Raw genomic sequence first — 22,294 nt, 5'->3', positions numbered from 1 at the left:
CTTTCCGTTAACCGGAACGCAAGGCCTCAAGTCCTCACGCGGCGGGCGTCGCTGCGGCCCGATTCGAACTTCACACCCAGCATGTGGTGTACCAGGACGTCCTCGTTGGTATTGGCGTTGGCTTCTATCGTGACAAGCTCGCCGTCACGCATTACACCCACCCGATGGCACCAGCTGATCAGTTCGGACAAGTCAGAGGACAGCAGAATGACGGCTACGCCGGTCCGGCTGAGCTCTTTGAGCATCTGATAGACGGCTTCCTTGGCGCCGATGTCGATTCCGCGGCTCGGATGGCTGAGGATCAAGAGGTCACAGCCCGTGGTCATCCATTTGGCAAGCTGCACTTTCTGGCGGTCGCCGCCCGAAAGTGTGCTGATGCTTCCATGGATGTTAGTGGTGCTGATGCGCATGCGTTGAATGACGTCGGCAACTCCGCGAAGCTGCATGATCTCGTCCCGCAGATTAGGCTCTCCCGCTTCACCGCCTCGCTGAAGGCCTTCAACGATGGTCCCCGTAGCCTCTTCATCGTCCACGGCATCGGACAGGTATCCGATTTTCAGGCTCCGGGCATCCTGGACGGTCCGAATCGTCGCTTCTTGGCCGTGCATGAGAATCTGCCCGGAGGTACTGGGGCGTACGCCGGCCAAGGCTTCAATTAACTCGTAGACGCCTGAGCGATGCGTTCCCACCAAGCCAAAAATCTCGCCTTTGACCACGTTGAAAGTGACGTCCCGAACCCTGTCCCCTGTGCTGAGGCTGACTACCCGCAGGACCTCGCCCCCTTCGACGGGGTCGCTGGGCCTGGCGCTGCCCTCCAGCTCGTGCTGAAGCAACAGGAAGGCCAGTTCGTCAACGTCGGTATGGCTGGCCTCCAGAATTTTGTGCACCCGTCCCTCCCGGAGGACAGCAATGCGGTGCGCAATGGATCGGACCTCATCCAGCCTATGCGTGATGTAGATGATGGCCCGTCCCTGCCTGACCAGCATGCGCAACACCTGATGCAGTACGGCGACGTCATGGTCCGGAAGCGAGGCGGCAACCTCGTCCATGATGACGAGTTGGGCCTCTTCGGCAACCATCCTCAGGACCTCCACAAGGGCCTGCTCGGCACGAATGAGCGATCCAACCTTGGTGTCTGGATCCAAGCTGACGCCGATGTCCCGGATCAGCTTGCTTGCTTGGTCACGGAGTTCAGCATGGGGCTTTGCTGCTTGAAAGGTTCCCCGAAAAATTGCCCTTGCAACGGTGAGTTGGGGGTCGATCCTGAAGTTCTGCGGAATGAGTCCAACGCCGCACGCTTGCGCTTCCTCAACGGTTTCCGGCCGGTACTTTTCCCCCGCGAGCGTCATGAGCCCGGAGTCGTGTTGATGCGAACCGGCCAGTACTCCCATCAGAGTGGTTTTTCCAGCTCCGTTGGTTCCGATTAAACCCAGTATTTCGCCGCGTCGTACGGAAAGCCCGACGCCCTTAAGGATCCGTCGATGATCATATGAGGCATGAATATCATCTGCGTGCAATAACAGGTCCAAAGAAAGCTCCTAGTGCAAAGGGATAAAGATCGCCCCTGCGTCAACCCTGAAGCTTTACCGATTGCCTAAGGTGGCCGACGCGGCACAAAATCCCCTCCCGGGTTTGGGCTGCCCGGTAGTAACAAAGGACGAGGGCGTCTTTGAGAGTCAATCAGATGAATTACCTTAATGCAAAGCGGCATAAGTGAAACAAGAATTCGCAATTCGTGACGCGAAAACTCCAATAATTTATGAAATTGTCATTTTTGATCGCCAAGGGCTGGAGAAACAGCAGCGGCCCGGGACGCATGTCCCGGGCCGCTGCTGTTGGTGTGTGCTGGTTACTCGGCCGTCTTGTTGAAGTAGTCGGCTCCGCCCACGTATTCAGTGTGGCCGGATTCGACGTCGGCGGTGACCATTTTGGCAACCTCGGCCGCAAACTCCTCTACGGAGTAGAGCTTCCCGGCTTCTGCGCGGCGCGCTTCAATGGCTCCCGGATTGGAGCGATCAAGCAAAGTGGCCGTAACGGTGCCCTCAATCATGTCGCCTGATACAACCACCAGCGAGATGCCCTTGTCTGCAAGGTTGGGCAGAAGGGCACGCAGGGCGTCCTCACCGGCACGCTTGCTCTTCGCTACAGGCTCGTACTCGGGCATGGTGGGCACGGTCTCCACAAAGTGCGCCTGGTGGCTGGTAACAAAGACCACCCGGGAACCTTCGGGCATGAGGGGAACCGCCGCATTGAGCATGTTCACCTGGGCATCGCGGTTCAATTTCAGTGCGTACCCTTCCTCCATGCCGGATTCCATCCCGCCGGAGGCATTGAGGACCAGGATGTCCAGGGAGCCGAATTCCTCCATGGCGGTGCTTGCCAGCGCATGAACCCCTTCGTCGGTAGTGAGGTCTGCGCCGACTGCGGCCGCACGCCCACCCGCTGCCTGGATCCCGGCAACTACCTTATTGGCCCGAGGGGCCTTTTGGCGGTAGTTGACCACGACGGCGGCACCCTCGCCGGCGAGAATCTTGGCAACTTCGGCGCCGATTCCACGGGAGGATCCCGTGACGATTGCAGTCTTGTTATCCAGCGTTCCCATTCGTGCTCCTTTTGTTCACTTCATCCAAATTCCACGGGCTCGGGTTCCATCATGCCAGCGGCATGTTAGAAATCCGTTGTCGGGCCCGCACAAAAACTGCCCTGCAGGGTAGTTGCCTAGTGGCCCATTCCCAAGCCGCCATCCACCGGAATGACGGCGCCGGAAATGTACGCGGCTTCGTCACTGGCCACCCAACGCACAACGTTGGCTACCTCGGAGGCTTCGGCGAAGCGTCCTGCCGGAACATTGGCCAGGTAGGACTTCTGGGTATCCTCCGGCAATTCAGCAGTCATGTCTGTGTTGATGAAACCTGGAGCCACGACGTTGGCCGTGATGCCGCGGCTGCCGAGTTCACGCGTCAGGGAGCGGGCGATGCCCACCATGCCTGCCTTGGAAGCGGAGTAGTTGATCTGTCCGGGAGCGCCGTAAAGGCCGGAGACGGAGGAAATGAGGACAACGCGGCCCTTCCTCAAGCGGATCATGCCCTTAGAGGCGCGCTTAATGACGCGAAAGGCGCCGGTGAGGTTGGTGTCCAGAACTGACGTGAAGTCGTCTTCGCTCATTCGCAACAGCAGGGTGTCTTTGGTGATGCCAGCGTTGGCAACCAGCACCTCCACCGGCCCGTGGGCCTCTTCGACGATCTTGAAGGCAGCGTCAATCGATGCCTCGTCCGTGACATCGGCTTTCACCCCCAGGATGCCCTCAGGCAGTTCTGATTCACTTCGGTAGGTGACCGCAACCTTGTCGCCGTTGGCAAGGAAGGATTCGGCAATGGCGAGGCCGATGCCCCGGTTGCCGCCGGTAATAAGAACGCTGCGGCCGGTGGATACTGCTTCAGACATGCTTTCGCTCCAGGTTCCGCGGCAATGCCATGCCGCTATGAGAGAGGGATTTTCCTGTGTTGATCCTATCTGCAGCCCGGTGCAACCCGCGGGTAACCGGCCATCAACGTGGTTTGGGCGGGTGGGGCCTGGGTGAGAGAATTGAGGAAGGCCTTTGGAGCGTGATGATTCAGTTGTGACACGAGAAAACAGTCCCCTGCAGCAAGTGCCCGGGGAACCGGACGCTTTTTCCGGCGACCCCGAAGTCCACAGCATCACAGATGCCGCTGCCGCGCACTCCGAAGACATGCGTGATCGGATGATCAAGTACGCGGTGGCCATGGGTATCCGCATGGTCTGTATCGTCCTGATTTTCGTGGTTGACGGCTGGTTCAAGATCATTGCCATCGCCGGTGCCGTCTTCCTGCCGTGGATCGCGGTGGTCATAGCGAACGGCAACGACAAAGCCGAGGACCATAGCGAATCCTTGCTGGACTACGTGGCCGTCCCGGAAATAGAACGTTCACCTGAGGGTGATCAACCTCCTGTGGACGCGCCGACAGTCCTCCAAGGCGAACTGGTGGATGACCAAGCACCAGCGGAACCCTTTGACCCTGGCACGGGTCGTGCAAGCGATGCCGGACATCCCGGCGACGAACGGGCGGCTTCATGAACATCTTCAACCTCGGAGGCCCAAGTGCGGCCGGCCGGGATTCAGAACGCGCCACCGGGCCGGCGTTGTGCTCCCGCAAAGGTTGCCGGGCCGGCGCGCAGTGGCAACTCCTGTGGAACAATCCCCGCATCCACACCCCGGACCGCCGCAAAGTGTGGCTTTCGTGCAGCGAACACCGGGATTGGCTCGAGGACTACCTGCAAACGCGTGGCCTCTGGAAAGAAACACTGCCGTTCGCGGCCAATGAAGCAACAGTGAATGAGGCTGGCTGAATGTACCGTTTTCTGTTCTCCAGCAAATGGCTGGGGTACTTCGTGCTGGCTGTCATTTTCGCCACAGCCTGTGTTTTCCTGGGGCGCTGGCAGATGGACCGCAGGGCTGAGACGCTGACGGAAATCAATCGCGTGGTGAGTAACTACTCGGCCACCCCCGTGCCCTACGCGGAGATCAAGGACGAGTTCAACGCCCTGGACCCTGAGCGGGAATGGACGCAGGTTGAACTGCGCGGCCGCTACGACCTCGACGGGCAGCGGGTAGTGCGCAACCGGCCGTTGAACGGCCAGCCAGGCTACGACGTCGTGGTTCCTTTCAGGCTGATGACAGGAGAAGCCGTGGTGATCGACCGCGGGTGGCTGCCCATCGGCAACAACACACCAGGCCGTCCTGACGTCATCCCTGCTCCTCCGGTGGGGGAGGTCACGGTGGTGGCGCGCCTCAAGCCCGCCGAACCCAAGCTGGACCGTGGTGCTGTGGATGGCCAACTGGCCTCCATCGACCTCGCAAGTTTCGCAGGAGAACTCCCCTATCCAATCGCCACAGGTGCGTACGGACAGTTGGCCAGCGAAAGCCCTGCGGTGCAGCCCATGCCCACGCCTTTCCCCAAGCCAGCTACTGAAGAGGGCACGCACCTCTCCTACTCCCTGCAGTGGTTCGCGTTCGGCGTCCTGATGTTCATCGGCTTTGGATACGCCGCACGGCAACAAGCCCGCAACGCAGCCATCGATGCCGAAGACGAAGAGGACGAGCAGATCATTTCGGCAGGCGGCACGCCCAAGAAGCGCGCGACCGCACCCCGGAAGAACAAACGTCCAACGTCCGAGGAAGAGGAAGACGCGATTCTGGATGCACAAGGCTACTGATCCGGTTCACGATCCGGTGCTCAACGTCCGGTCCGCATTGACTGCCGCCGGCGCCGAGGACACCGTCCGGACCTTCGAGGACAAGGTCCCTACAGCGGCGGCTGCCGCGGCTGTGCTGGGATGCGATGTAGCAGCGATCACTAACAGCCTGATTTTCGAACTCGACGGCGAGCCCCTGCTCATCCTCGCCAGCGGAGCAGCCAGGGTGGACACGGGGCTCGTGGCGGAGAAACTGGGGACCGGCAAGATCCGTCGCGCAAAACCCGGGTTCGTACTGCACCACACAGGCCAGGAAGTAGGCGGAGTCGCGCCAGTGGGCCACCCCAGGAAACTCCGCACCATCCTGGACACCTCGCTCCAGGAACACCCACTGCTATGGGCAGGAGCCGGAGACCACAACTCGATGTTCTCCATCAGCTACGAGGAACTAAAGACCATCGCCAACGCTGAGGAACTCCAAGTCCGCTAGCTGCATCAGCCTGCCGGGGGTGACTCAATCGCGAGCGAAGCGACGCGTTTGATCTGCGTAGCGTGCGTCTAAGCGAGGAACGAGCGAGCACGCGGCAGATCAAGAGCGCCGCGCAGCGGACGCAACCACACACGCAGCGGAACGCAACACACGCAGCGGACGGCGAAGCCAGACTTACGCCAGCGTGATGAGATCCAGGTAGTCCTCGTTCCAGTGGTCTTCAACACCGTCCGGGAGCAACACAACGCGCTCCGGGTTCAGCGCTGACACTGCACCTTCGTCGTGGCTGACCATGACGACGGCGCCACTGTAGTTCTTGAGCGCGCCCAGGATTTCGGCGCGGCTGGCAGGGTCCAGGTTGTTGGTGGGCTCGTCGAGGAGCAGCACGTTGGCGCTGGAGGCAACAATGGTGGCCAGGGCCAACCGTGTCTTCTCACCGCCGGAGAGAACACCGGCGGGCTTGTCCACGTCGTCGCCGGAGAACAGGAACGAACCGAGGATTCCGCGGACTTCGGCGTCTTTCATGTCAGGGGCCGATGACCGCATATTTTCCAGGACCGTGCGGTCGACGTCGAGCGTCTCATGCTCTTGGGCGTAGTAGCCCACTTTGAGGCCGTGGCCAGGGATGATGTCTCCGGTATCCGGCTTATCCACACCGGCGAGCATGCGCAGGAGGGTGGTCTTGCCGGCACCGTTGAGGCCGAGGATGACCACTTTTGAACCACGATCGATGGCCAGGTCCACGTCGGTGAAAATCTCCAGCGAACCGTAGGACTTGCTCAGTCCTTCCGCTGTCAGGGGGGTCTTGCCGCAAGGTGATGGATCCGGGAACCGCAGTGCGGCCACGCGATCGTTTTCGCGCACTGCTTCCAGGCCGCTCAGGAGCCGCTCCGCTCGCTTGGCCATGTTTTGGGCAGCCACGGCCTTGGTGGCCTTGGCGCGCATCTTGTTGGCTTGGTCAATCAGGACTTGGGCCTTCTTCTCGGCGTTGGCCCTCTCGCGCTTCCGGGCGCGCTCATCTGTTTCGCGCTGGAGCAAGTAGCGCTTCCAGTCCATGTTGTAGTAGTCGATCTGGGCGCGGTTGGCATCCAACAGGAACACCTTGTTCACCGTCGCCTCAAGCAAGTCCGTGTCGTGGCTGATCACGATCAGGCCACCCTGGTGGTTCTTGAGGAAGTCGCGCAACCAAGTGATGGAGTCGGCGTCGAGGTGGTTGGTGGGTTCGTCCAAGAGCAGGGTCTCGGCGTCGGAGTACAGGATGCGCGCCAACTCCACACGGCGTCGTTGCCCACCGGAAAGGGTCTTGAGCGGCTGGTTGAGGAGGCGGTCCGGCAACGCAAGGTTGGAGGAGATCGCGGCAGCTTCAGCTTCCGCTGCGTAGCCACCGCCTGAGAGAAACTCGGCCTCCAAGCGGTCATAGCGATTCATGGCTTTGCGTTGGACGGCCGCGTCATCGCTTGCCATGTCCTCGTGGGCCTTCTTCAGCTTGCCCACCACCACATCCAGGCCGCGGGCCGACAGGATGCGGTCCCGGGCGAGCTGTTCCATGTCCGGGGTTCGTGGATCCTGCGGAAGGTAGCCGATCTCACCGCTGCGGGTGACCTTGCCGCCTGCGGGGAGCCCTTCGCCGGCGAGGACCCGGGTGAGGGTGGTTTTGCCGGCACCGTTACGTCCGACGAGTCCAATCTTGTCCCCTTTGTCCACCCTGAAGTTGACCTGGTCCATGAGCAGGCGTGCGCCGGCGCGGAGTTCGAGGTCCTGGACGGTAATCAATTCGGGTGATGCCTTTCAATGGGGAACGCTCGCGGGGACCGGTGGGTCTACTAAGTGCGGCGGGGACGGCCGTGAGAACAGCCTGTTCAAGTCTACCGGTACCAAGGCCGCGGCCTGACATCGGGCCTATCAGCCGGAAACTGTGCTGACGGTCAAAGAATTCCGGCCCCGTGTTGTGGAAAGACTCCAAAATCGCGAATCCGTTCCCTCCGTACTCTCGACAACAGGGGAAACAAGAACATTCATCGCATCGCTTTGCACCCGATAGGACCGTCATGAGCCAGACCAACTCTTCCACTTCCGCTGCCACACCGCAGCGAACCGCTTCGTCCCGAAAACGCTGGACCGCTACCGACCTGGGCCTGATCGCAGTTTTCGCTGCCTTGGTAGCAGCCTCGGCGATTGTTCCGGGCATCCCGGTCGGAGCCCTTGGCGTTCCCATTACCTTGGTGACGTTGACGGTGATGCTCAGTGGACTGGTGCTCGGAGCCGGGCGCGGCTTCGCCGCCGTCGGGCTTTACGTGTTGCTCGGCTTCGCCGGCCTGCCGATCTTCAGCGGCGGCCGCAGCGGTTTGGGTATCCTTGCCACGCCTTCGGCCGGATACATCATCGCGTTCCCGCTTGCGGCAGCCGTTACCGGCTACCTGACATCAGTGGTCATCCGCAGGACGGTCAAATTCCGTGCTCTGTGGCTTTTCGCAGCGACGATGGTGAGCAGCATCGTCGTTATTCACGCCCTCGGCATCCTGGGCATGATGGTCAATGCCAAGTTGGATTTCACCAAGGCCTTGCTCGCAGACCTCCCCTTCGTCCCCGGCGATATCATTAAGAACGTCCTGGCCGTGATCATTGCCGTGGCAATCCACAAAGCCTTCCCGGATGTCCTGGTACGCCGGGTCAAGTAAGCAGGAACAATCACTCCATGAATTCGATCAGTTTCAGCAGGGTTTCGGTGCGTGTCGCAGTCGATGGCAGCGACACACCCAAAACCCTGCTGCACCATTTTTCCCTGGACCTCACAGAACGCAGGATCGGAGTCATCGGCGCCAACGGCTCCGGGAAGTCCACGCTGTTGCGGCTGGTGAATGGCTTGGTTGAACCGAGCGAAGGCACGGTAGTGGTCCACGGAGATGACACTCTCGCTGACGTCCGCCGTGTCCGGGGCAATGTGGGATTTGTTTTTACCGATCCCCTGTCCCAGCTGGTCATGCCCACGGGTCGGGAGGACGTTGAGCTTTCCCTGCGCCGTTCAATCAAGAACTCCAAGGAGCGCGCGGCCCGGGCCGAAGCCGTCCTGAATCGCTTCGGCCTGCTGCATCTGGCCGATCAAAGCATCTATGAACTGTCCGGTGGCGAAAGGCAGCTACTGGCCCTGGCCGCAGTCCTTGCGGTGGATCCCACCGTCCTGGTACTCGACGAACCGTCCACCCTCCTGGATCTCCGGAACCGCGAACTCCTGCGCCGCACAGTCGCTGGCCTGGATCAACAAGTCATCATGTCCACGCACGATCTCGACCTGGCCTTGGACATGGACAGGGTGCTGGTAGTGGAGGCCGGCCGCATCGTGTTCGACGGCGGCGCTGCTGAGGGCGTCGCCCGTTACCGCGAGCTTTGCGCGGCTCCCCTGCCCGGTGCCGGCGTGGGCGATGTGTCCAGGTGAAAGGGCATGGCTTCCTGATTGCGAATTACGTCCGTGGACATTCGATCATCCACCGCACTCCCCTGTGGCTGAAATTTTTGGTAGTAGCAGCCTGCGGAGCGGCGTCTTTCCTCATTGTGGACTGGGCCGTGTCGCTGGTGATCTTCGCCGTCATGTGTGGCTTATTCATGCTGACAGGAGCCGGTTTCGGCCGCCTGCTGAGGGCCATCTGGTTGGTGGCGCCCATCCTTCTGGTCATCGGACTTTTCCAATGGTGGCAACTCGGCGGGCCCACCGCGGCACGCATCGTGTTGAATGTGCTGGTCTGCGTAGTGGCAGCTTCGGTCCTCACCGCAACTACTCCCGTGCAGGATTTGCTGGACGGCGTGGTGGCGTTGGCAAAACCGTTCCGGAGTTTCGGTGCCGATCCTGAACGATTTGCCTTGACCATCGCAGTGATGCTCAGGAGCATTCCCTTCATAGCCGGTGCCTTCTCTGACGTAAGGGACTCAGCGCGGGCACGCGGGCTTGAACGCAATCCCCGCGCACTGGTGCTCCCTGTCTTCATCACCACTGTTGCGTATGCGCGCCAAACCGGTGATGCTTTGGCGGCCCGCGGGTTGGGCGAACCGGAGAGGGACTAAACCCGGCGCAGGGCTAGAGCCCGGTGTACTGAAAGAGCGCAGCTGTTCCCATGCCCCCGGCGCTACTGATCATCGCCAATGCCAGCGAAGTCCCGCCCCGCAGTGCGTAACTGCGGCGTGCTTGAGCCATCAACCTCGTCACCAGGACCGCCCCCGAAGCTCCGTAGCCATGACCCAAGGCAAGTGCTCCGCCATCAAGGTTGGCTTTCTGAGGATCTACGCCCAGATACTCCAGGCATGCGATGGTTTGGGAGGCGAACGCCTCATTGAACTCCACCAGATCAACGTCATCGGCGTCCACACCGTGTCGGTCCAGCAGCCGCTTGGCAGCGTGGGCTGCCCCTATGCCAAGAAGTTCCGGATCAACGCCGACGGTGTCGCACCCCAGCACCAGCATCCCGTGCGTCGCGCCCAGGGCGCGTGCCCGTTTCATGGACGTCATGACGACGGCGGATGCTGCGTCCGCGTCAAAGCATGAGTTTGCTGCGGTGACCGATCCGCCCGCCACGAATGCTGCTGGGAACCTCGCCATCAGCGGGGCCCGCAATGAAGCTCGGGGGCCATCGTCCAGCGCCACCTGTTTCCCCATGCTCTTGAGCGGAACAATTTCATCCTCAAAGAGCCCCGTCCTGGCGGCTTCGACGGCCCGGAGATGGCTCCGGAGCGCGTACTCGTCCTGCCTCTGACGTGTCACGCAAAATTCCCGGGCGACGTTCTCCGCCGCAACACCCATGTCCGGGTCGCCGAACTGCGGCGGCACAAAGCTGGCCCTCGAGTAGAAGTCGAGTTCGCCGTCGTCGGTTCTGTTGGCCCGGGCCGGAGCGGTACTGATGCTTTCAACGCCGCCGGCCAAATACAGGGGGTCACCACCGGCGGCCACCAACTTGGATGCCAACGCAATGGCGTCCAAGCCGGAACCGCATTGCCGGTCAACGGTGATACCCGGAACACTGATGGGTAAACCGGCCTGGAGAGCCGCGAACCTGGCGACATTCCCGCCGCCGCCCACAGCATTGCCCACCAAGACATCGTCCACCTCCGCCAGGTCCACGCCCGCTCTCTCGGCCAGGGAAGCCAGCACGGGTGCCAGGAGGTCGGCGGCCCGTAACTGCTTCAACTGACCGTTGGCACGACAAATAGGAGATCGGAGCGCGGCAATAATGACAGCTTGGCGGGATTCGTCGAATCCTCCGGCTGAGCCGGCCCCGCTATCCACGGGCTTGTGGCTATCCAAGGGCTCGCGCCCGGGGGTCATGGTTCTTGATCCAGTCCAGGAGCACCTTTCTGCTGACCTTGCCACGGTCCGTCATGGGCAGCTCTGACAACACGTAATACTGCAACGGCCACTTGTCCCGCGCCAGCAGGCCATCCAAGCCTGTGCGGAGCTGGGTGGCGGTGATCGCACCACAGGCAGGAATGACGCCGGCGATGACCTTGTGACCGCGGATGTCATCCGGCACTCCGGCAGCAACCGCCCCTTCCACACCCGGCACGGAAGCGACGGCCAGCTCAACCTCATGCGGGTAGACGTTCTTTCCCGAGGTGATGATCATGTCAGAGCGCCGTCCAAGGATGTGAAGGGTGCCGTTCTCCAGAAAGCCCTGATCCCCCACGGTGTACCACCCATCAAGGCATCGCAGGGCCTGCCCGTCGTCGCCCCACAGGTAGCCGTTGCTGACCATTCCGCTGCGAACACTGATATTCCCGTGCTCCCCGTCCGGGAGTGGGCTGCCGGCGTCGTCAAGGATGGTCACTTCAACCCCCGGAAAAGGCAAGCCAATGCCGGTCCCGCCAGGGTCCAGCGGCTCGCCGGCGGCCAGGCGGGTACCGGAAACGAAGCTCAACTCCGAGGCACCGTAGTACTCGTAGATGGCCGCACGGGGGGCCCACCGCCGGGCTGCCTCCAACGTCCGGGCGTCCAACTTGGAACCGGCACAGATGATGCTGCGGATTCCGGATGCGTCCACATTCCCTGCTAATCCCCGCTCGCTGAGCAACCTAAGCGCGGTGGGCGCCAGGACCAGGCGGGTGATGCCGTCGTGACTGATGGCAGCATGGGCGGCGCCGACGTCGAAGGCTTCAAGGGTGTGAAAAGCTGCACCGGCATACAGGCACTCCGAGAGGGCGTACAAGTTCAGGCTGGCCGACAGGGGACCCGGCGCAAGGGTCCGGTCATCCTGCGAAAGGCCAAAAAACCCGATGGACGCATCGAAGGACACTTGCCAGGAACGGCGGGACCTGGTGAAGGCCTTGGGCACCGACGTGGTTCCGGAGGTGAGACCCACCAGAAAAGTGCTGGACGGGTCCCCGTCCACCAGTTCTGCCCCGGCCGGCGTGTGGGTGCCCAGGATGCGTGAGGAAACTTCGTCGATCATGGGGGCAGGCCATTCGGGGTCCAGCACAGCGCAGCGCCGCTCCCCCGCCACCGCGGCCGCGAAACGTTCCACGAAGCTGACAGAGTTGGGCTCGGCCAGAACCGTGGTGGCAGCAGCGACCCCAACAAGGCCCGCTGCGGCGTCGCGGAGTCCCGCCCAGGTGAGCCGGCCGCTGCCCACAACGACGGCGGTGTCGTGGGGGCGCTCTTCGGCCCAGAGCTGAAGTTTATCCAGGAAAGGCATCCCAACAATTTTACGGCAGTGTCCGGCACCGGGCACCAAAAGTGACGTCTATTCTGACTGTATGAGTTTCAATGACGGCGCGCAGCTGGACCCCTCGCAAGTGGAAGACCGACGTGGCGGCGGTATGGGCCGCGGCACCAAGATCGGTGGTGGCATTGGCGGTGGCATAGTGGTGCTGCTGCTGGCACTCTTCGGTATCAATCCCAACATCCTCGGGGACCTGACCGGGGGCGGAGGCCAGCCACCCGCCGTCGAAAATGGCAGCGCCGGAGCAGGAGGCGTTCAGGAATGCCAGACCGGAGCCGATGCGGACAAGCGGTTGGACTGCCGGATCACCGGCACGGTGAACAGCCTCAATGCGTTCTGGCCTGATTATCTGGCGGACTACAACGTGAAATACACCCGGCCCGGCACCGTCATCTTTGATTCGGCCACCACGACAGGTTGCGGGACCGCCACCACTGCCGTTGGCCCCTTCTACTGTCCTGCTGATGTGAAAGCGTATTTCGACCCCGGCTTCTTCGATGACCTGGTGACCCGCTTTGGTTCATCCGGAGGACCGCTGGCGCAAGAGTACGTGGTGGCCCACGAGTTCGGACACCATGTCCAAAACATTCTCGGCAACCTCGACCAAGCACAACAGGACCCTCAAGGGCCTCAATCAGGAGCCGTCCGTGTGGAACTACAGGCTGACTGCTATGCGGGTTTGTGGGTCCGGCACGCTACGACTCAGACGGACGCCAGCGGCAAACCTTTCCTTGATCCCCTGACCGAGCAGGACCTGCAGGATGCGCTCTCCGCCGCTTCCGCCGTCGGAGACGACCGCATCCAGGAAGCTGCGACGGGCCGGGTCTCACCTGAGTCATGGACGCATGGTTCAAGCGCCCAACGGCAGAAATGGTTCTACCAGGGCTACACCACGGGGGACATCAACAAGTGCGACACCTTCGGAGTCGCTGTGCCTTAGGGGCAAGACAACACACGGCAGGACGACTTTATGCAGTACGACAAAAGGAAGGGTTCCCGGTGGTGTACCCGGAACCCTTCCTTTTCGTCGCTTTGCGGGCGAAGGTTGATCAGATGTTGAAGCCGAGGGCCCTCATCTGGTCCTTGCCGTCGTCGGTGATCCGCTCAGGACCCCATGGCGGCATCCACACCCAATTCAGGCGCCATTCATCAACCACTCCGTCCAAGGACTTGCCCACCTGCTCTTCAAGCACGTCCGTCAGCGGGCAAGCCGCAGTGGTCAGTGTCATGTCGATCAGGAGCGCGCCGTCGTCGTCGGAGTACTTAAGTCCGTAAAGAAGGCCCAAGTCCACAATGTTGACCCCGAGTTCCGGGTCAATGACGTCCTTGAGCGCTTCCTCGACGTCCTCGAGGCTGGTTCGCGCCGTGTTGATTTCGGTCATGGAACGATCCTAACTAGGCCTGCACTGCAGGAGCAACGGCAACGCCGGCGCCTGGAGCGTAGCGGTCGTAGCCCTCGTCTTCGAGACGGTCTGCGAGCTCCGGGCCGCCCTCTTCAACAACCTTGCCGTCAACGAACACGTGAACGAAGTCCGGCTTGATGTAGCGCAGGATGCGCGTGTAGTGGGTGATGAGCAGGGTGCCCATGTTGCCCTCTTCGTGGGCGCGGTTGACCCCCTCGGAGACAACCTTCAAAGCATCGACGTCAAGGCCGGAGTCGGTCTCGTCGAGGATGGCGAACTTCGGCTTGAAAAGTTCGAGCTGAAGGATTTCAACACGCTTCTTCTCACCACCGGAGAAGCCTTCGTTGACGTTGCGCTGTGCGAAGTCGGCGTCGATACGGAGCTGCTGCATGGCAGCCTTGACGTCCTTGGTCCACGTACGCAGTGCCGGTGCTTCGCCGTCGATTGCGGTCTTGGCGGTGCGCAGGAAGTTGGTCATGGTGACGCCGGGAACTTCCACCGGGTACTGCATGGCCAGGAACATGCCAGCACGAGCGCGTTCGTCGACGCTCATTTCCAGCACGTCTTCGCCGTCCAGCGTGATGGTGCCGCTGGTGACGTTGTAGCGCGGGTGTCCGGCGATGGTGGAGGCGAGTGTGGATTTGCCCGAGCCGTTGGGGCCCATGATGGCGTGCGTTTCACCGGTCTTGATGGTGAGGCTGACGCCCTTCAGGATCTCCTTGGTGCCCTGCTCCGTCTCGATGCTGACGTGCAGGTCCTTGATTTCAAGAGTTGACATGCTCTTCTTTCTTTCCGTTCGTAAGTCTGGCGGTACTGGGCGCTCAGTAGTGATCTACCGACGCGCCGTTCACAACGTTGGTCACGTCCACGTAAACGTCGTCCCCGTCGATGGTGACGGCGAAAACCGGGACGGGGTCATAAGCAGGCAACTGGAGGGGCTGTCCACTGCGGAGGTCGAACTGGGAACCATGTCCCCAGCATTCGATCGCGCAGCCTTCAACCTCACCCTCGGACAACGAGATGTCCGCGTGCGAGCAGGTATCGGCGATGGCGTGGATCTGACCCATCGAGTCCTTGACGATGGCTACAGGGTAGTCATCAATCAGGACACGCAGCGCTTGCTTGACCTGGATGTCATTGGCGTTGCATACCAGTTCGCCCTTGGTTTCTTCACTCATTGTTGCTCTGCCTGGCCTGTCTTAGTTGTCGGTCGCGGCGAGTTCGCGCTCAACAGCTTCGGTCAGGCGATCTTCGATTGCCGGGACCTTGATCTGCTGGATGATCTCGTTGAGGAAGCCCCGGACCACCAGGCGGCGGGCAACCTTCTCAGGAATGCCGCGGGCCATGAGGTAGAAGAGGTGCTCGTCATCGAAACGTCCGGTGGCGCTGGCGTGGCCTGCGCCCTCAATCAAACCGGTTTCGATTTCAAGGTTGGGAACTGAGTCCGCGCGGGCACCGTCCGTGAGGACCAGGTTGCGGTTGGCCTCGTAGGTATCCGTGCCTTCTGCTTCCTTGCGGATCAGGACGTCTCCAACCCACACACTGTGGGCGTTGCGGCCCTGAAGGGCACCCTTGTACAGAACGCGCGACTTGCAGTTGGCCACAGCGTGGTCAACGAACAGGCGCTGCTCAAGGTGCTGTCCGGCGTCGGCAAAGTACAAGCCGAACATTTCGACGTCGGCGCCAGGAGCGGTAAAGCGCGTGGACGGCGTGACGCGAACGAGGTCGCCGCCCAGGCTGACCACGATGTGCTTGAACTTGGCATCGCGGCCGATCTTCGCCTGCTGCGATGACGCGTGAACTGCGTTGTCTGCCCATTCCTGCAAGGAGACAACGGTGAGTTCAGCACCGTCTTCAACAATGATCTCCACGTTCTCGGAGACAACTGCGGAGCCCTGGTGATCCAGAACCACAACGGCTTTGGAGAAGCGTTCTGCCACGATCACGATGTGCTGTGCAGACGGTGCCTCGCCGGCGCCGGTGATCAGGACAGAAACTTCACTCTCGGCCTGCAACTCAGCGGGTACGGTAACCACCGTGGCCTCGGCGAAGTTCTCCCAGGCGTTGGCAGACACAAGGTCCTCCGGGATGGCCGCCTGGCCGATTCGCTGGTCATCGCGGCCAACGGTTTCAACCACGACGCCGGCCGGTGCGGTGACGCTGACAGTCGGGGCTGCGCCGTTGAGGACGTCAGTGTGAAGGCCACGCAGGCGCTTCAGCGGGGTGAAGCGCCAGTCTTCCTCAAGGCCGTTCAACGGCTTGAAGTCCGCCAGCTTGTAGGAGGTGAGACGGCCAGCGCGGGAGCTGTCCGGGATGCCTACGCCGCCGCCATGTGAGTGGCTCTTGGCCGAAGCGCCGCCGAGGGGACCCGCCGAAGGCTGTTCCGACGTCGTGCTGGTGTTCGTTCCGGTGTTGACGGGCGAAAGGTTCTCGCCTTCCTCGGTGAAGCCGTTGATAAACGGCTGGGCCGAGGGCGCGCCGATGCGCGCCTTTTCAGTAGTGATATCAGTCATTGTTAACCGACGGACCCTTCCATCTGCAGTTCAATCAGGCGGTTCAGCTCAAGAGCGTATTCCATGGGCAGTTCACGGGCGATCGGCTCGATGAAGCCGCGCACGATCATGGCCATGGCCTCGTCTTCAGGCATTCCGCGGGACATCAGATAGAAGAGCTGCTCTTCACTGACGCGTGAAACGGTGGCCTCGTGACCCATGACGACGTCATCCTCGCGGATATCGATGTACGGGTACGTGTCCGAACGGGAAATGGTGTCCACCAGGAGGGCGTCGCAACGAACCGTGTTGGCCGAGTGCTTGGCGCCTTCGCGCACCTGGACCAGGCCGCGGTAAGCAGCACGGCCGCCGCCACGGGCCACGGACTTGGAAATGATGGAGCTCTTGGTGTTCGGTGCGATGTGCACCATCTTGGAGCCGGTGTCCTGGTGCTGGCCCTCGCCGGCGAAAGCGATGGACAACGTCTCACCCTTGGCGTGCTCGCCAACAAGGTAGACGGCAGGGTACTTCATGGTGACCTTGGAGCCGATGTTGCCATCGATCCACTCCATGGTGGCGCCCTCTTCGCAGATAGCGCGCTTGGTCACCAGGTTGTACACGTTGGTGGACCAGTTCTGGATGGTGGTGTAGCGGACGCGGGCGCCCTTCTTCACGATGATCTCAACAACAGCCGAGTGCAGGGAATCCGAGGTGTAGATCGGAGCCGTGCAGCCTTCGATGTAGTGAACGTAAGAGTCCTCATCGGCAATGATCAGCGTGCGCTCGAACTGGCCCATGTTCTCCGTGTTGATACGGAAGTATGCCTGCAGCGGGATGTCCACGTGGACGCCCTTGGGCACATACACGAACGAACCGCCGGACCATACAGCCGTGTTCAATGAGGCGAACTTGTTGTCGCCCACCGGGATGATGGTGCCGAAGTATTCCTGGAAGATCTCCGGGTGCTCGCGCAGTGCAGTGTCAGTGTCCAGGAAGATGACGCCCTGGGCTTCCAAGTCCTCACGGATCTGGTGGTAGACAACCTCGGACTCGTACTGGGCTGCAACACCGGAAACCAAGCGGCTGCGCTCAGCTTCGGGGATGCCGAGCTTTTCGTAGGTGTTCCGGATGTCTTCCGGAAGGTCTTCCCACGTTGCCGCCTGCTTCTCGGTGGAACGCACGAAGTATTTGATGTTGTCGAAGTCGATGCCTGAGAGGTCTGCACCCCAGGTGGGCATGGGCTTGCGGTCGAAGTACTTCAGGCCCTTAAGCCGCAGATCGAGCATCCATTCGGGCTCGTTCTTCTTCGAGGAGATGTCGCGGACAACCTCCTCGTTGAGGCCACGACGGGCATTTGCGCCTACGTCGTTCTTGTCGGCCCAGCCGTACTCGTAGTTTCCGATACCGTGCAGTTCGGGATTCTTTTCCAGAATCTCCGAGATCACAGTGCCTTCGGCTACCGCTTTCTCTGCTATTTGGTCCGTCATCACGGCCTTTCTTGCTGGTTGTTTGATTCCTGGTACGGACTCCCGGACTGCTCTGCGGCATCCGGAGATGCCGTGGCAGCCGGGCGCCCGGTAGGTATGTGGGTGGTGCAAACGTGGCCGCCCTGCGCGAGCGTGGAAAGTCGCCGGACATCGACGCCTACCAGGCGGGAGAAAACCTTGGTCTCGGTATCGCAAAACACCGGGAACTCCGCGGCGAGCCGCTGAATCGGGCAGTGCCCCTGGCACAGCTGGACGCTGGACAATGCGGCGGGCAACGGAGACTTGGCCTCAATGGAATGGGCTGACGCTACGAAACGATCGCGGCTGAGCGCCTTGGAAAGTGCCATGGCCCGGGCAGTGATGTCATCTCCGGCGGCCTCGACCTCTGGCGCGTACCGCCTTTCCATGTCGGAGAAGCGTTCCTCCGCATACTCACGGACTGCGTCCTGGCCAGCGAGTTCCTGGAGCCTGCGGAGCGCGGAGCTGGCAATATTCAGGTAGTCATCGCCAAGAGTGGACTGCCCTTGGGAACTCAGTACGTAGCGTCGTGCGGGACGTCCCGCACCGGAGCCGGCCTTGGCCACGCGCTTGACTTCGATCACGCCGTGGCGCTCCAAATGGTCAAGGTGGCGGCGGACTGCAGCAGGGGTGAAGCCGAGGAGATCGCCGAGCTCGGCGGCACTCACCGGGCCGTTCTCAAGGACGGCGCTTAGGACCCGGTCCCTTGTGCGGTCATCCGCGTCCGGCAGCGCAGGCGAGGCAACGAATGCCTCTGCCGCTGCAGCATGCCGTGAGGGCATGGATGGTGGACTGCTCATGGAATACACAACACAATCATGTCGTAATTTGTTTCATGCATCCAGTAAGGCAAGACTGACCTGCGCAAGCCGCCAACTGTGACCGTACTACTTCCCGTAGAATACTCTGGTGCGATCCCCCGATTCCCCTGTCCTCACCATAGATGGACTCACGAAGGATGTAGGCCCCTTGGCCTCCCTTGACGGCAAAATGCTCAGGGTGGTCAGCGGACTGTCCCTCGTGGCCGAACGCGGGCAGGTAACTGCCCTGCTCGGGGCAAACGGTGCAGGAAAGACAACCACCCTGGAGTGCGCCCAAGGCCTCCAGAAGCGAACCGGCGGCAACATCTCCCTGCTTGGCGCGGACCCGGATACCGCCGGCGCCGACCTGAGATCCCGCGTAGGTGTGATGCTTCAGGACGGCGGCCTCCCGCCGTCGGCCCGTCCCCTTCCCTTGCTGAGGCACGTCGCCGGCATGTACCGGAAGCCCATGAACGTTGACGCCCTGGTGGAACGGTTGGGAATCAACCAGTTCAGCCGGACCAGCGTGCGCCGTCTCTCCGGTGGCCAAAAGCAGCGGCTGGCACTGGCTGCAGCACTGGTGGGCAATCCTGAAATCCTGTTCCTCGACGAGCCCAGCGCCGGCTTGGACCCACAGTCCCGGCAGATGGTGTTCGACCTCATTGCCGAGCTCAGGGACGCCGGGATGGGCATCGTCCTAACAACCCACCTGATGGACGATGCTGAGCGTCTGGCGGACTACGTCTACATCATCGACGGCGGCCACAACGTGGTGGAGGGGACGGTCGCCGAGTTGCTCCGGCACGATCACGCCGAGGACTGTACCATCACGGACAGGACTCTCTACTTCGACGCGCCGGGCGGACTCAACTTCGCCGGCGTCCTGGGAGCAGGCCTCCAGCTGACCGAGACTCGCTCCGGAAGCTACTCCATCACAGGCGCGATCACACCAAAAGACCTTGCATCACTGACGGCGTGGTGGGCTGAACGGAACATCATGCCTGCCTCGCTCCGGTTGGAAGCCCGGAGCTTGGAAGATGTGTTCCTGGACATTTCCGGAAGGGACCTCCGATGAGCAAGCTTCTCTCCCCCAATGCCGGACCAGCTTCGCTGCCGCGCCGGATCATGCAGCAAGGGCGCTACGAGACCATCACCATGCTGCGCAATGGTGAGCAACTCATCCTCGCTGTCGTCCTGCCGTTGATGGCACTCGTGGGCTTAGCCGTGACTCCGCTGCTTGACGGTCTCGGCGGATCCCGCGTAGACGTCGCCACGCCCGGGATTCTGGCGCTGTGCGCCATGTCCACAGCCTTTACCGGCCAGGGAATCGCTACCGGTTTTGACCGGCGCTACGGAGTCCTGCGATTCCTTTCCACTACGCCGCTGGGCCGTGGCGGACTCATCGCGGGCAAGATCCTCGCCGTGCTGGTAGTCCTGCTTCTTCAAGTACTGGTAGTGGGTGCAGTCGCCGGTCTCCTGGGGTGGCAACCACGGTTGGAGGCCTGGCTTCCGGGGCTTGGGCTGTTGGTTCTCGGCGCCGCCGCCTTTACTGCATTGGGCTTGCTGGTGGCCGGTACTGTGCGCCCGGAAGCTACGTTGGCGATCACCAACCTTCTATGGATCCTCCTCGGGGCCTTGGGCGGCATTGTGGTTCCGGCCGATCGATTGCCCACCTTGCTTCAGGGCCTGGTCCATTTCCTTCCTTCCGGGGCCTTGGGCCAAGCACTCAGGGACGCATTCCTCTGGGGTAGCGTTCCTGTCCCTGCCGTTCTAGTCCTCCTGCTGTGGACCGTGCTGGCCGGAGCCGCGGCCATCCGATGGTTCAAGTGGAACTAACCAATCCAGGCACTAATCACCAACGCAGAACTGAGAAGTGAGAAAACTGTGAGCACGGCATCGCGCCTACCGAAAACCGTCCAGCGATTGACGTCCAAGCTGCCCACCGAGGTCAACAAGACCGTGCGCCGCCTGGCATTGTTCTCACTCATTGGGCAGACAGTCCTGGTGGTAACAGGTGGTGCCGTGCGACTCACCGCTTCCGGCCTGGGTTGCCCCACATGGCCGCGCTGCACCAGCGACTCGTTGGTCAACACACCGGAAATGGGCATTCACGGGTTCATAGAATTCGGCAACCGTCTTCTGACCTTTGCCCTCGCCGCTGTCGCCGCCATGATGTTGGTGTACTTGTGGAACCTTCGCAAGGAACGCCGAGACCTCTTCATTCTCGCCTTGGGACTGCTCGCCAGCATCCCGGCGCAGGCCGTGATCGGCGGAATCACCGTTCTGTCCGGGCTCAACCCCTGGGTTGTCGGCCTGCACTTCCTCGTCTCCATGGCCCTGGTGGTCTTTGCAACACTCCTTGTTAACAGGGCTTACGGGCGGACCGGCCGCTTCATGAACCGCACGCTGCCTGTCCTGCCCGCTGTAACCCGTCCGTTGATGACGGCCGTTGCTGTTTTCTCCGCGCTTTCGGTGATGCTGGGCGTCGTAGTAACGGGGGCCGGGCCGCATGCCGGAGATGCAGATGCGCCCCGCAACGATCTCGACTGGGATCTCTTTTCACACATCCACGCTGTTCCCGCATATCTGATCACGGCTGGCACTCTGTTCGCGGTGTTCCTGGTGATCCGGCACAAGCTCGTGGGACCGTTCCGAACGGCCGCATACCTTCTGCTCGGCGTGACACTGCTGCAGGCTGTCATCGGATTCACGCAGTACTACAACGGAATTCCGGCTCTCTTGGTAGGCGCGCACATGCTTGGCGCTGCGGTGCTGATGAGCGCGGCCACCAACGCCGCTGACGTGGCGAAGTACAGCCCGGCCAACTAGCTCTCTCCAGGCCTGGATGTGTTGGTCTGGTTTGGATCGCGACGCCGCGAGAGCCGGGCGCGGAGCTGACAGCGTTCCGCTCGCTGGCCACACCGGCTCCTGTTCCCACAACGAGGCGTACCAGGGGATCATGACGGCTGCCCAGCCCTTAGCGGAGGCGTAAAGCAGGACCAAGTCCAGTCCCGCTGCTGCCCACCACCGGTACCGGCTGACCATACAGCCGCATGACGACGCCGGGACCCGGGCGTGTGATTCCGAACTGGCTGGCAGCGCCTTGGCCAGGGACCGCGACCGGGCCGCCGACAGACTGATCAAGCCAGCTGGCATCGCCGTGGATAATGGTGGCCCCGTGAAGTCGTAGATCGGCGGAATCAGCCACCCGGACTATTCCGGTGAAGACAGGCTGTTCGGGAAACTCTTGTGTAGCCCCATGGCCGCTACGAGTCCTCCGCTCCCCAGCAGGAAAGCCATCAGCAGCAGAAAGCTTGGCCGGGCGGACCGTCAACCCAGACAGTGCGTCCGCAATCACATTTGCAGCTTCGTGGTGGCTGTGCCGGACAAGGTGGAAGCGCCCCCGATGGTCTCTGCACTACCTGCCGGAGCGGCTCCTCCCCCCGCTGGTCCGAAGGCTTGCATCTCTTGGGATGTGAGCGAGCGTTGGGTTCAAGCCCGAGGGATGTGAGCGAGCGTTGGGTTCAAGCCCGAGGGATGTGAGCGAGCGTTTGATTCAAGCCCCTCTAAGTCAGGCTGGTTGTGAGTCAGTCGGTGATTGAAGAGAGCAGGAGCTGCCATGACTGTTGGGCCGCGTGGTATTAGCCGCGATGAGATCAGGGATTTGGTGCATGAGTATTACGTGCAGC

The 22,294-nt window shown here is 61.7% G+C and carries 23 protein-coding genes; 11 read left to right on the top strand and 12 right to left on the bottom strand.

The annotated features are described in order from the left end of the window. Positions 1-26: 26 nt before the first annotated feature. The 3 genes from AR689_RS07500 to AR689_RS07490 form a co-directional block, all read right to left on the bottom strand. Positions 27-1,517 carry a sugar ABC transporter ATP-binding protein gene (locus AR689_RS07500; protein ID WP_231745479.1) on the bottom strand — a complete coding sequence of 497 codons (1,491 nt, stop codon included), beginning with the start codon at positions 1,515-1,517 and terminating at the stop codon, positions 27-29. Between the two features lie 332 nt (positions 1,518-1,849). Then, positions 1,850-2,602, bottom strand: a complete 753-nt coding sequence (locus AR689_RS07495; RefSeq protein ID WP_062068728.1) for an SDR family oxidoreductase — start codon at positions 2,600-2,602, stop codon at positions 1,850-1,852. Positions 2,603-2,718: 116 nt separating this feature from the next. Next, positions 2,719-3,444: a beta-ketoacyl-ACP reductase gene (locus AR689_RS07490; protein ID WP_062068726.1), complete on the bottom strand. Its 726-nt coding sequence runs from the start codon at positions 3,442-3,444 to the stop codon at positions 2,719-2,721. Between the two features lie 154 nt (positions 3,445-3,598). Between AR689_RS07490 and AR689_RS07485 the strand changes: the two genes are divergently transcribed. Genes AR689_RS07485 through AR689_RS07470 form a run of 4 tightly spaced genes read left to right on the top strand, consistent with a single transcriptional unit; the run spans position 3,599 to position 5,704 of the window. Then, positions 3,599-4,096, top strand: a complete 498-nt coding sequence (locus AR689_RS07485) for a DUF3099 domain-containing protein (RefSeq protein ID WP_062068724.1) — start codon at positions 3,599-3,601, stop codon at positions 4,094-4,096. Beyond that, positions 4,093-4,368 carry a hypothetical protein gene (locus tag AR689_RS07480; protein ID WP_062068722.1) on the top strand — a complete coding sequence of 92 codons (276 nt, stop codon included), beginning with the start codon at positions 4,093-4,095 and terminating at the stop codon, positions 4,366-4,368. The genes AR689_RS07485 and AR689_RS07480 overlap by 4 nt, the downstream gene beginning before the upstream one ends. Next, positions 4,369-5,235 (top strand): SURF1 family cytochrome oxidase biogenesis protein, encoded by an 867-nt coding sequence (locus tag AR689_RS07475; protein ID WP_062068720.1) that lies wholly within the window; start codon positions 4,369-4,371, stop codon positions 5,233-5,235. Beyond that, complete coding sequence (locus AR689_RS07470) at positions 5,219-5,704, top strand: YbaK/EbsC family protein (protein WP_062068718.1); 486 nt, start codon at positions 5,219-5,221, stop codon at positions 5,702-5,704. Before AR689_RS07475 ends, AR689_RS07470 begins: the two co-directional genes overlap by 17 nt. A 174-nt stretch (positions 5,705-5,878) precedes the next feature. Here AR689_RS07470 and AR689_RS07465 read toward each other — a convergent pair whose 3' ends face one another. Next, on the bottom strand, positions 5,879-7,477 hold the full coding sequence (locus AR689_RS07465; protein WP_062068715.1) for an ABC-F family ATP-binding cassette domain-containing protein: 1,599 nt from the start codon (positions 7,475-7,477) through the stop codon (positions 5,879-5,881). 275 nt (positions 7,478-7,752) lie between these two features. Here AR689_RS07465 and AR689_RS07460 point away from each other — a divergent pair, with 275 nt between their 5' ends. From AR689_RS07460 to AR689_RS07450, 3 genes are read left to right on the top strand one after another with little or no spacing between them, the layout of a single operon-like run. After that, the gene (locus AR689_RS07460) at positions 7,753-8,382 is read left to right on the top strand and encodes a biotin transporter BioY (protein ID WP_062068713.1); all 630 of its coding nucleotides are present in this window, start codon (positions 7,753-7,755) and stop codon (positions 8,380-8,382) included. A gap of 17 nt (positions 8,383-8,399) precedes the next feature. Further along, positions 8,400-9,137: an energy-coupling factor ABC transporter ATP-binding protein gene (locus AR689_RS07455; RefSeq protein WP_062068706.1), complete on the top strand. Its 738-nt coding sequence runs from the start codon at positions 8,400-8,402 to the stop codon at positions 9,135-9,137. Then, complete coding sequence (locus AR689_RS07450; protein ID WP_062068704.1) at positions 9,134-9,760, top strand: energy-coupling factor transporter transmembrane component T family protein; 627 nt, start codon at positions 9,134-9,136, stop codon at positions 9,758-9,760. Before AR689_RS07455 ends, AR689_RS07450 begins: the two co-directional genes overlap by 4 nt. A gap of 13 nt (positions 9,761-9,773) precedes the next feature. Here the strand turns inward: AR689_RS07450 and AR689_RS07445 are convergent, their stop codons facing one another. Together AR689_RS07445 and AR689_RS07440 are read right to left on the bottom strand one after the other, a co-directional pair. Further along, complete coding sequence (locus AR689_RS07445) at positions 9,774-11,015, bottom strand: thiolase family protein (RefSeq protein ID WP_082697839.1); 1,242 nt, start codon at positions 11,013-11,015, stop codon at positions 9,774-9,776. Continuing rightward, positions 10,987-12,378: a class I adenylate-forming enzyme family protein gene (locus AR689_RS07440; RefSeq protein WP_062068702.1), complete on the bottom strand. Its 1,392-nt coding sequence runs from the start codon at positions 12,376-12,378 to the stop codon at positions 10,987-10,989. The genes AR689_RS07445 and AR689_RS07440 overlap by 29 nt, the downstream gene beginning before the upstream one ends. A gap of 61 nt (positions 12,379-12,439) precedes the next feature. Here AR689_RS07440 and ypfJ point away from each other — a divergent pair, with 61 nt between their 5' ends. Continuing rightward, positions 12,440-13,345, top strand: coding sequence for a KPN_02809 family neutral zinc metallopeptidase (gene ypfJ, locus AR689_RS07435; RefSeq protein ID WP_062068700.1), 906 nt, complete (start codon positions 12,440-12,442; stop codon positions 13,343-13,345). Positions 13,346-13,454: 109 nt separating this feature from the next. On the opposite strand, the gene AR689_RS07430 is transcribed toward ypfJ, so the two are convergent. From AR689_RS07430 to AR689_RS07405, 6 genes are read right to left on the bottom strand one after another with little or no spacing between them, the layout of a single operon-like run. Next, on the bottom strand, positions 13,455-13,787 hold the full coding sequence (locus tag AR689_RS07430; protein ID WP_024816678.1) for a metal-sulfur cluster assembly factor: 333 nt from the start codon (positions 13,785-13,787) through the stop codon (positions 13,455-13,457). Between the two features lie 13 nt (positions 13,788-13,800). After that, a complete protein-coding gene (gene sufC, locus AR689_RS07425; protein WP_062068698.1) occupies positions 13,801-14,586 on the bottom strand; it encodes a Fe-S cluster assembly ATPase SufC in 786 nt (261 codons plus the stop codon). A 43-nt stretch (positions 14,587-14,629) separates the two neighbouring features. Beyond that, positions 14,630-14,986, bottom strand: a complete 357-nt coding sequence (locus AR689_RS07420; RefSeq protein WP_062068696.1) for a non-heme iron oxygenase ferredoxin subunit — start codon at positions 14,984-14,986, stop codon at positions 14,630-14,632. Positions 14,987-15,007: 21 nt separating this feature from the next. Next, on the bottom strand, positions 15,008-16,321 hold the full coding sequence (gene sufD, locus AR689_RS07415; protein ID WP_062068694.1) for a Fe-S cluster assembly protein SufD: 1,314 nt from the start codon (positions 16,319-16,321) through the stop codon (positions 15,008-15,010). Between the two features lie 2 nt (positions 16,322-16,323). Further along, positions 16,324-17,787 (bottom strand): Fe-S cluster assembly protein SufB, encoded by a 1,464-nt coding sequence (sufB, locus tag AR689_RS07410; RefSeq protein WP_062068692.1) that lies wholly within the window; start codon positions 17,785-17,787, stop codon positions 16,324-16,326. Further along, on the bottom strand, positions 17,787-18,605 hold the full coding sequence (locus AR689_RS07405; protein ID WP_062068690.1) for a helix-turn-helix transcriptional regulator: 819 nt from the start codon (positions 18,603-18,605) through the stop codon (positions 17,787-17,789). The genes sufB and AR689_RS07405 overlap by 1 nt, the downstream gene beginning before the upstream one ends. Before the next feature lie 109 nt (positions 18,606-18,714). On the opposite strand from AR689_RS07405, the gene AR689_RS07400 reads away from it, so the two are divergent. From AR689_RS07400 to AR689_RS07390, 3 genes are read left to right on the top strand one after another with little or no spacing between them, the layout of a single operon-like run. Next, the gene (locus tag AR689_RS07400; protein ID WP_062068688.1) at positions 18,715-19,680 is read left to right on the top strand and encodes an ABC transporter ATP-binding protein; all 966 of its coding nucleotides are present in this window, start codon (positions 18,715-18,717) and stop codon (positions 19,678-19,680) included. After that, the gene (locus AR689_RS07395) at positions 19,677-20,441 is read left to right on the top strand and encodes an ABC transporter permease (protein ID WP_062068686.1); all 765 of its coding nucleotides are present in this window, start codon (positions 19,677-19,679) and stop codon (positions 20,439-20,441) included. Before AR689_RS07400 ends, AR689_RS07395 begins: the two co-directional genes overlap by 4 nt. A 48-nt stretch (positions 20,442-20,489) precedes the next feature. Next, a complete protein-coding gene (locus AR689_RS07390; protein WP_062068684.1) occupies positions 20,490-21,434 on the top strand; it encodes a COX15/CtaA family protein in 945 nt (314 codons plus the stop codon). Positions 21,435-22,294: the final 860 nt, after the last annotated feature.

Origin of the sequence: Arthrobacter sp. EpRS71, from assembly GCF_001512285.1 — a bacterium.
Taxonomy (GTDB): domain Bacteria; phylum Actinomycetota; class Actinomycetes; order Actinomycetales; family Micrococcaceae; genus Arthrobacter.
Note: the sequence above shows the minus strand (reverse complement) of the source record. Positions and strands in the feature narration are given on the sequence as shown.

What these genes read in the sequence shown, in the direction of transcription:
- AR689_RS07495 (WP_062068728.1), bottom strand. Translation starts at nt 2,602, where the DNA reads ATGGGAACGCTGGATAACAAGACTGCAATCGTCACGGGATCCTCCCGT.
- AR689_RS07490 (WP_062068726.1), bottom strand. Translation starts at nt 3,444, where the DNA reads ATGTCTGAAGCAGTATCCACCGGCCGCAGCGTTCTTATTACCGGCGGC.
- AR689_RS07480 (WP_062068722.1), top strand. Translation starts at nt 4,093, where the DNA reads ATGAACATCTTCAACCTCGGAGGCCCAAGTGCGGCCGGCCGGGATTCA.
- AR689_RS07475 (WP_062068720.1), top strand. Translation starts at nt 4,369, where the DNA reads ATGTACCGTTTTCTGTTCTCCAGCAAATGGCTGGGGTACTTCGTGCTG.
- AR689_RS07470 (WP_062068718.1), top strand. Translation starts at nt 5,219, where the DNA reads ATGCACAAGGCTACTGATCCGGTTCACGATCCGGTGCTCAACGTCCGG.
- AR689_RS07460 (WP_062068713.1), top strand. Translation starts at nt 7,753, where the DNA reads ATGAGCCAGACCAACTCTTCCACTTCCGCTGCCACACCGCAGCGAACC.
- AR689_RS07455 (WP_062068706.1), top strand. Translation starts at nt 8,400, where the DNA reads ATGAATTCGATCAGTTTCAGCAGGGTTTCGGTGCGTGTCGCAGTCGAT.
- AR689_RS07445 (WP_082697839.1), bottom strand. Translation starts at nt 11,015, where the DNA reads ATGACCCCCGGGCGCGAGCCCTTGGATAGCCACAAGCCCGTGGATAGC.
- AR689_RS07440 (WP_062068702.1), bottom strand. Translation starts at nt 12,378, where the DNA reads ATGCCTTTCCTGGATAAACTTCAGCTCTGGGCCGAAGAGCGCCCCCAC.
- ypfJ (WP_062068700.1), top strand. Translation starts at nt 12,440, where the DNA reads ATGAGTTTCAATGACGGCGCGCAGCTGGACCCCTCGCAAGTGGAAGAC.
- AR689_RS07430 (WP_024816678.1), bottom strand. Translation starts at nt 13,787, where the DNA reads ATGACCGAAATCAACACGGCGCGAACCAGCCTCGAGGACGTCGAGGAA.
- sufC (WP_062068698.1), bottom strand. Translation starts at nt 14,586, where the DNA reads ATGTCAACTCTTGAAATCAAGGACCTGCACGTCAGCATCGAGACGGAG.
- AR689_RS07420 (WP_062068696.1), bottom strand. Translation starts at nt 14,986, where the DNA reads ATGAGTGAAGAAACCAAGGGCGAACTGGTATGCAACGCCAATGACATC.
- sufD (WP_062068694.1), bottom strand. Translation starts at nt 16,321, where the DNA reads ATGACTGATATCACTACTGAAAAGGCGCGCATCGGCGCGCCCTCGGCC.
- sufB (WP_062068692.1), bottom strand. Translation starts at nt 17,787, where the DNA reads ATGACGGACCAAATAGCAGAGAAAGCGGTAGCCGAAGGCACTGTGATC.
- AR689_RS07405 (WP_062068690.1), bottom strand. Translation starts at nt 18,605, where the DNA reads ATGAGCAGTCCACCATCCATGCCCTCACGGCATGCTGCAGCGGCAGAG.
- AR689_RS07395 (WP_062068686.1), top strand. Translation starts at nt 19,677, where the DNA reads ATGAGCAAGCTTCTCTCCCCCAATGCCGGACCAGCTTCGCTGCCGCGC.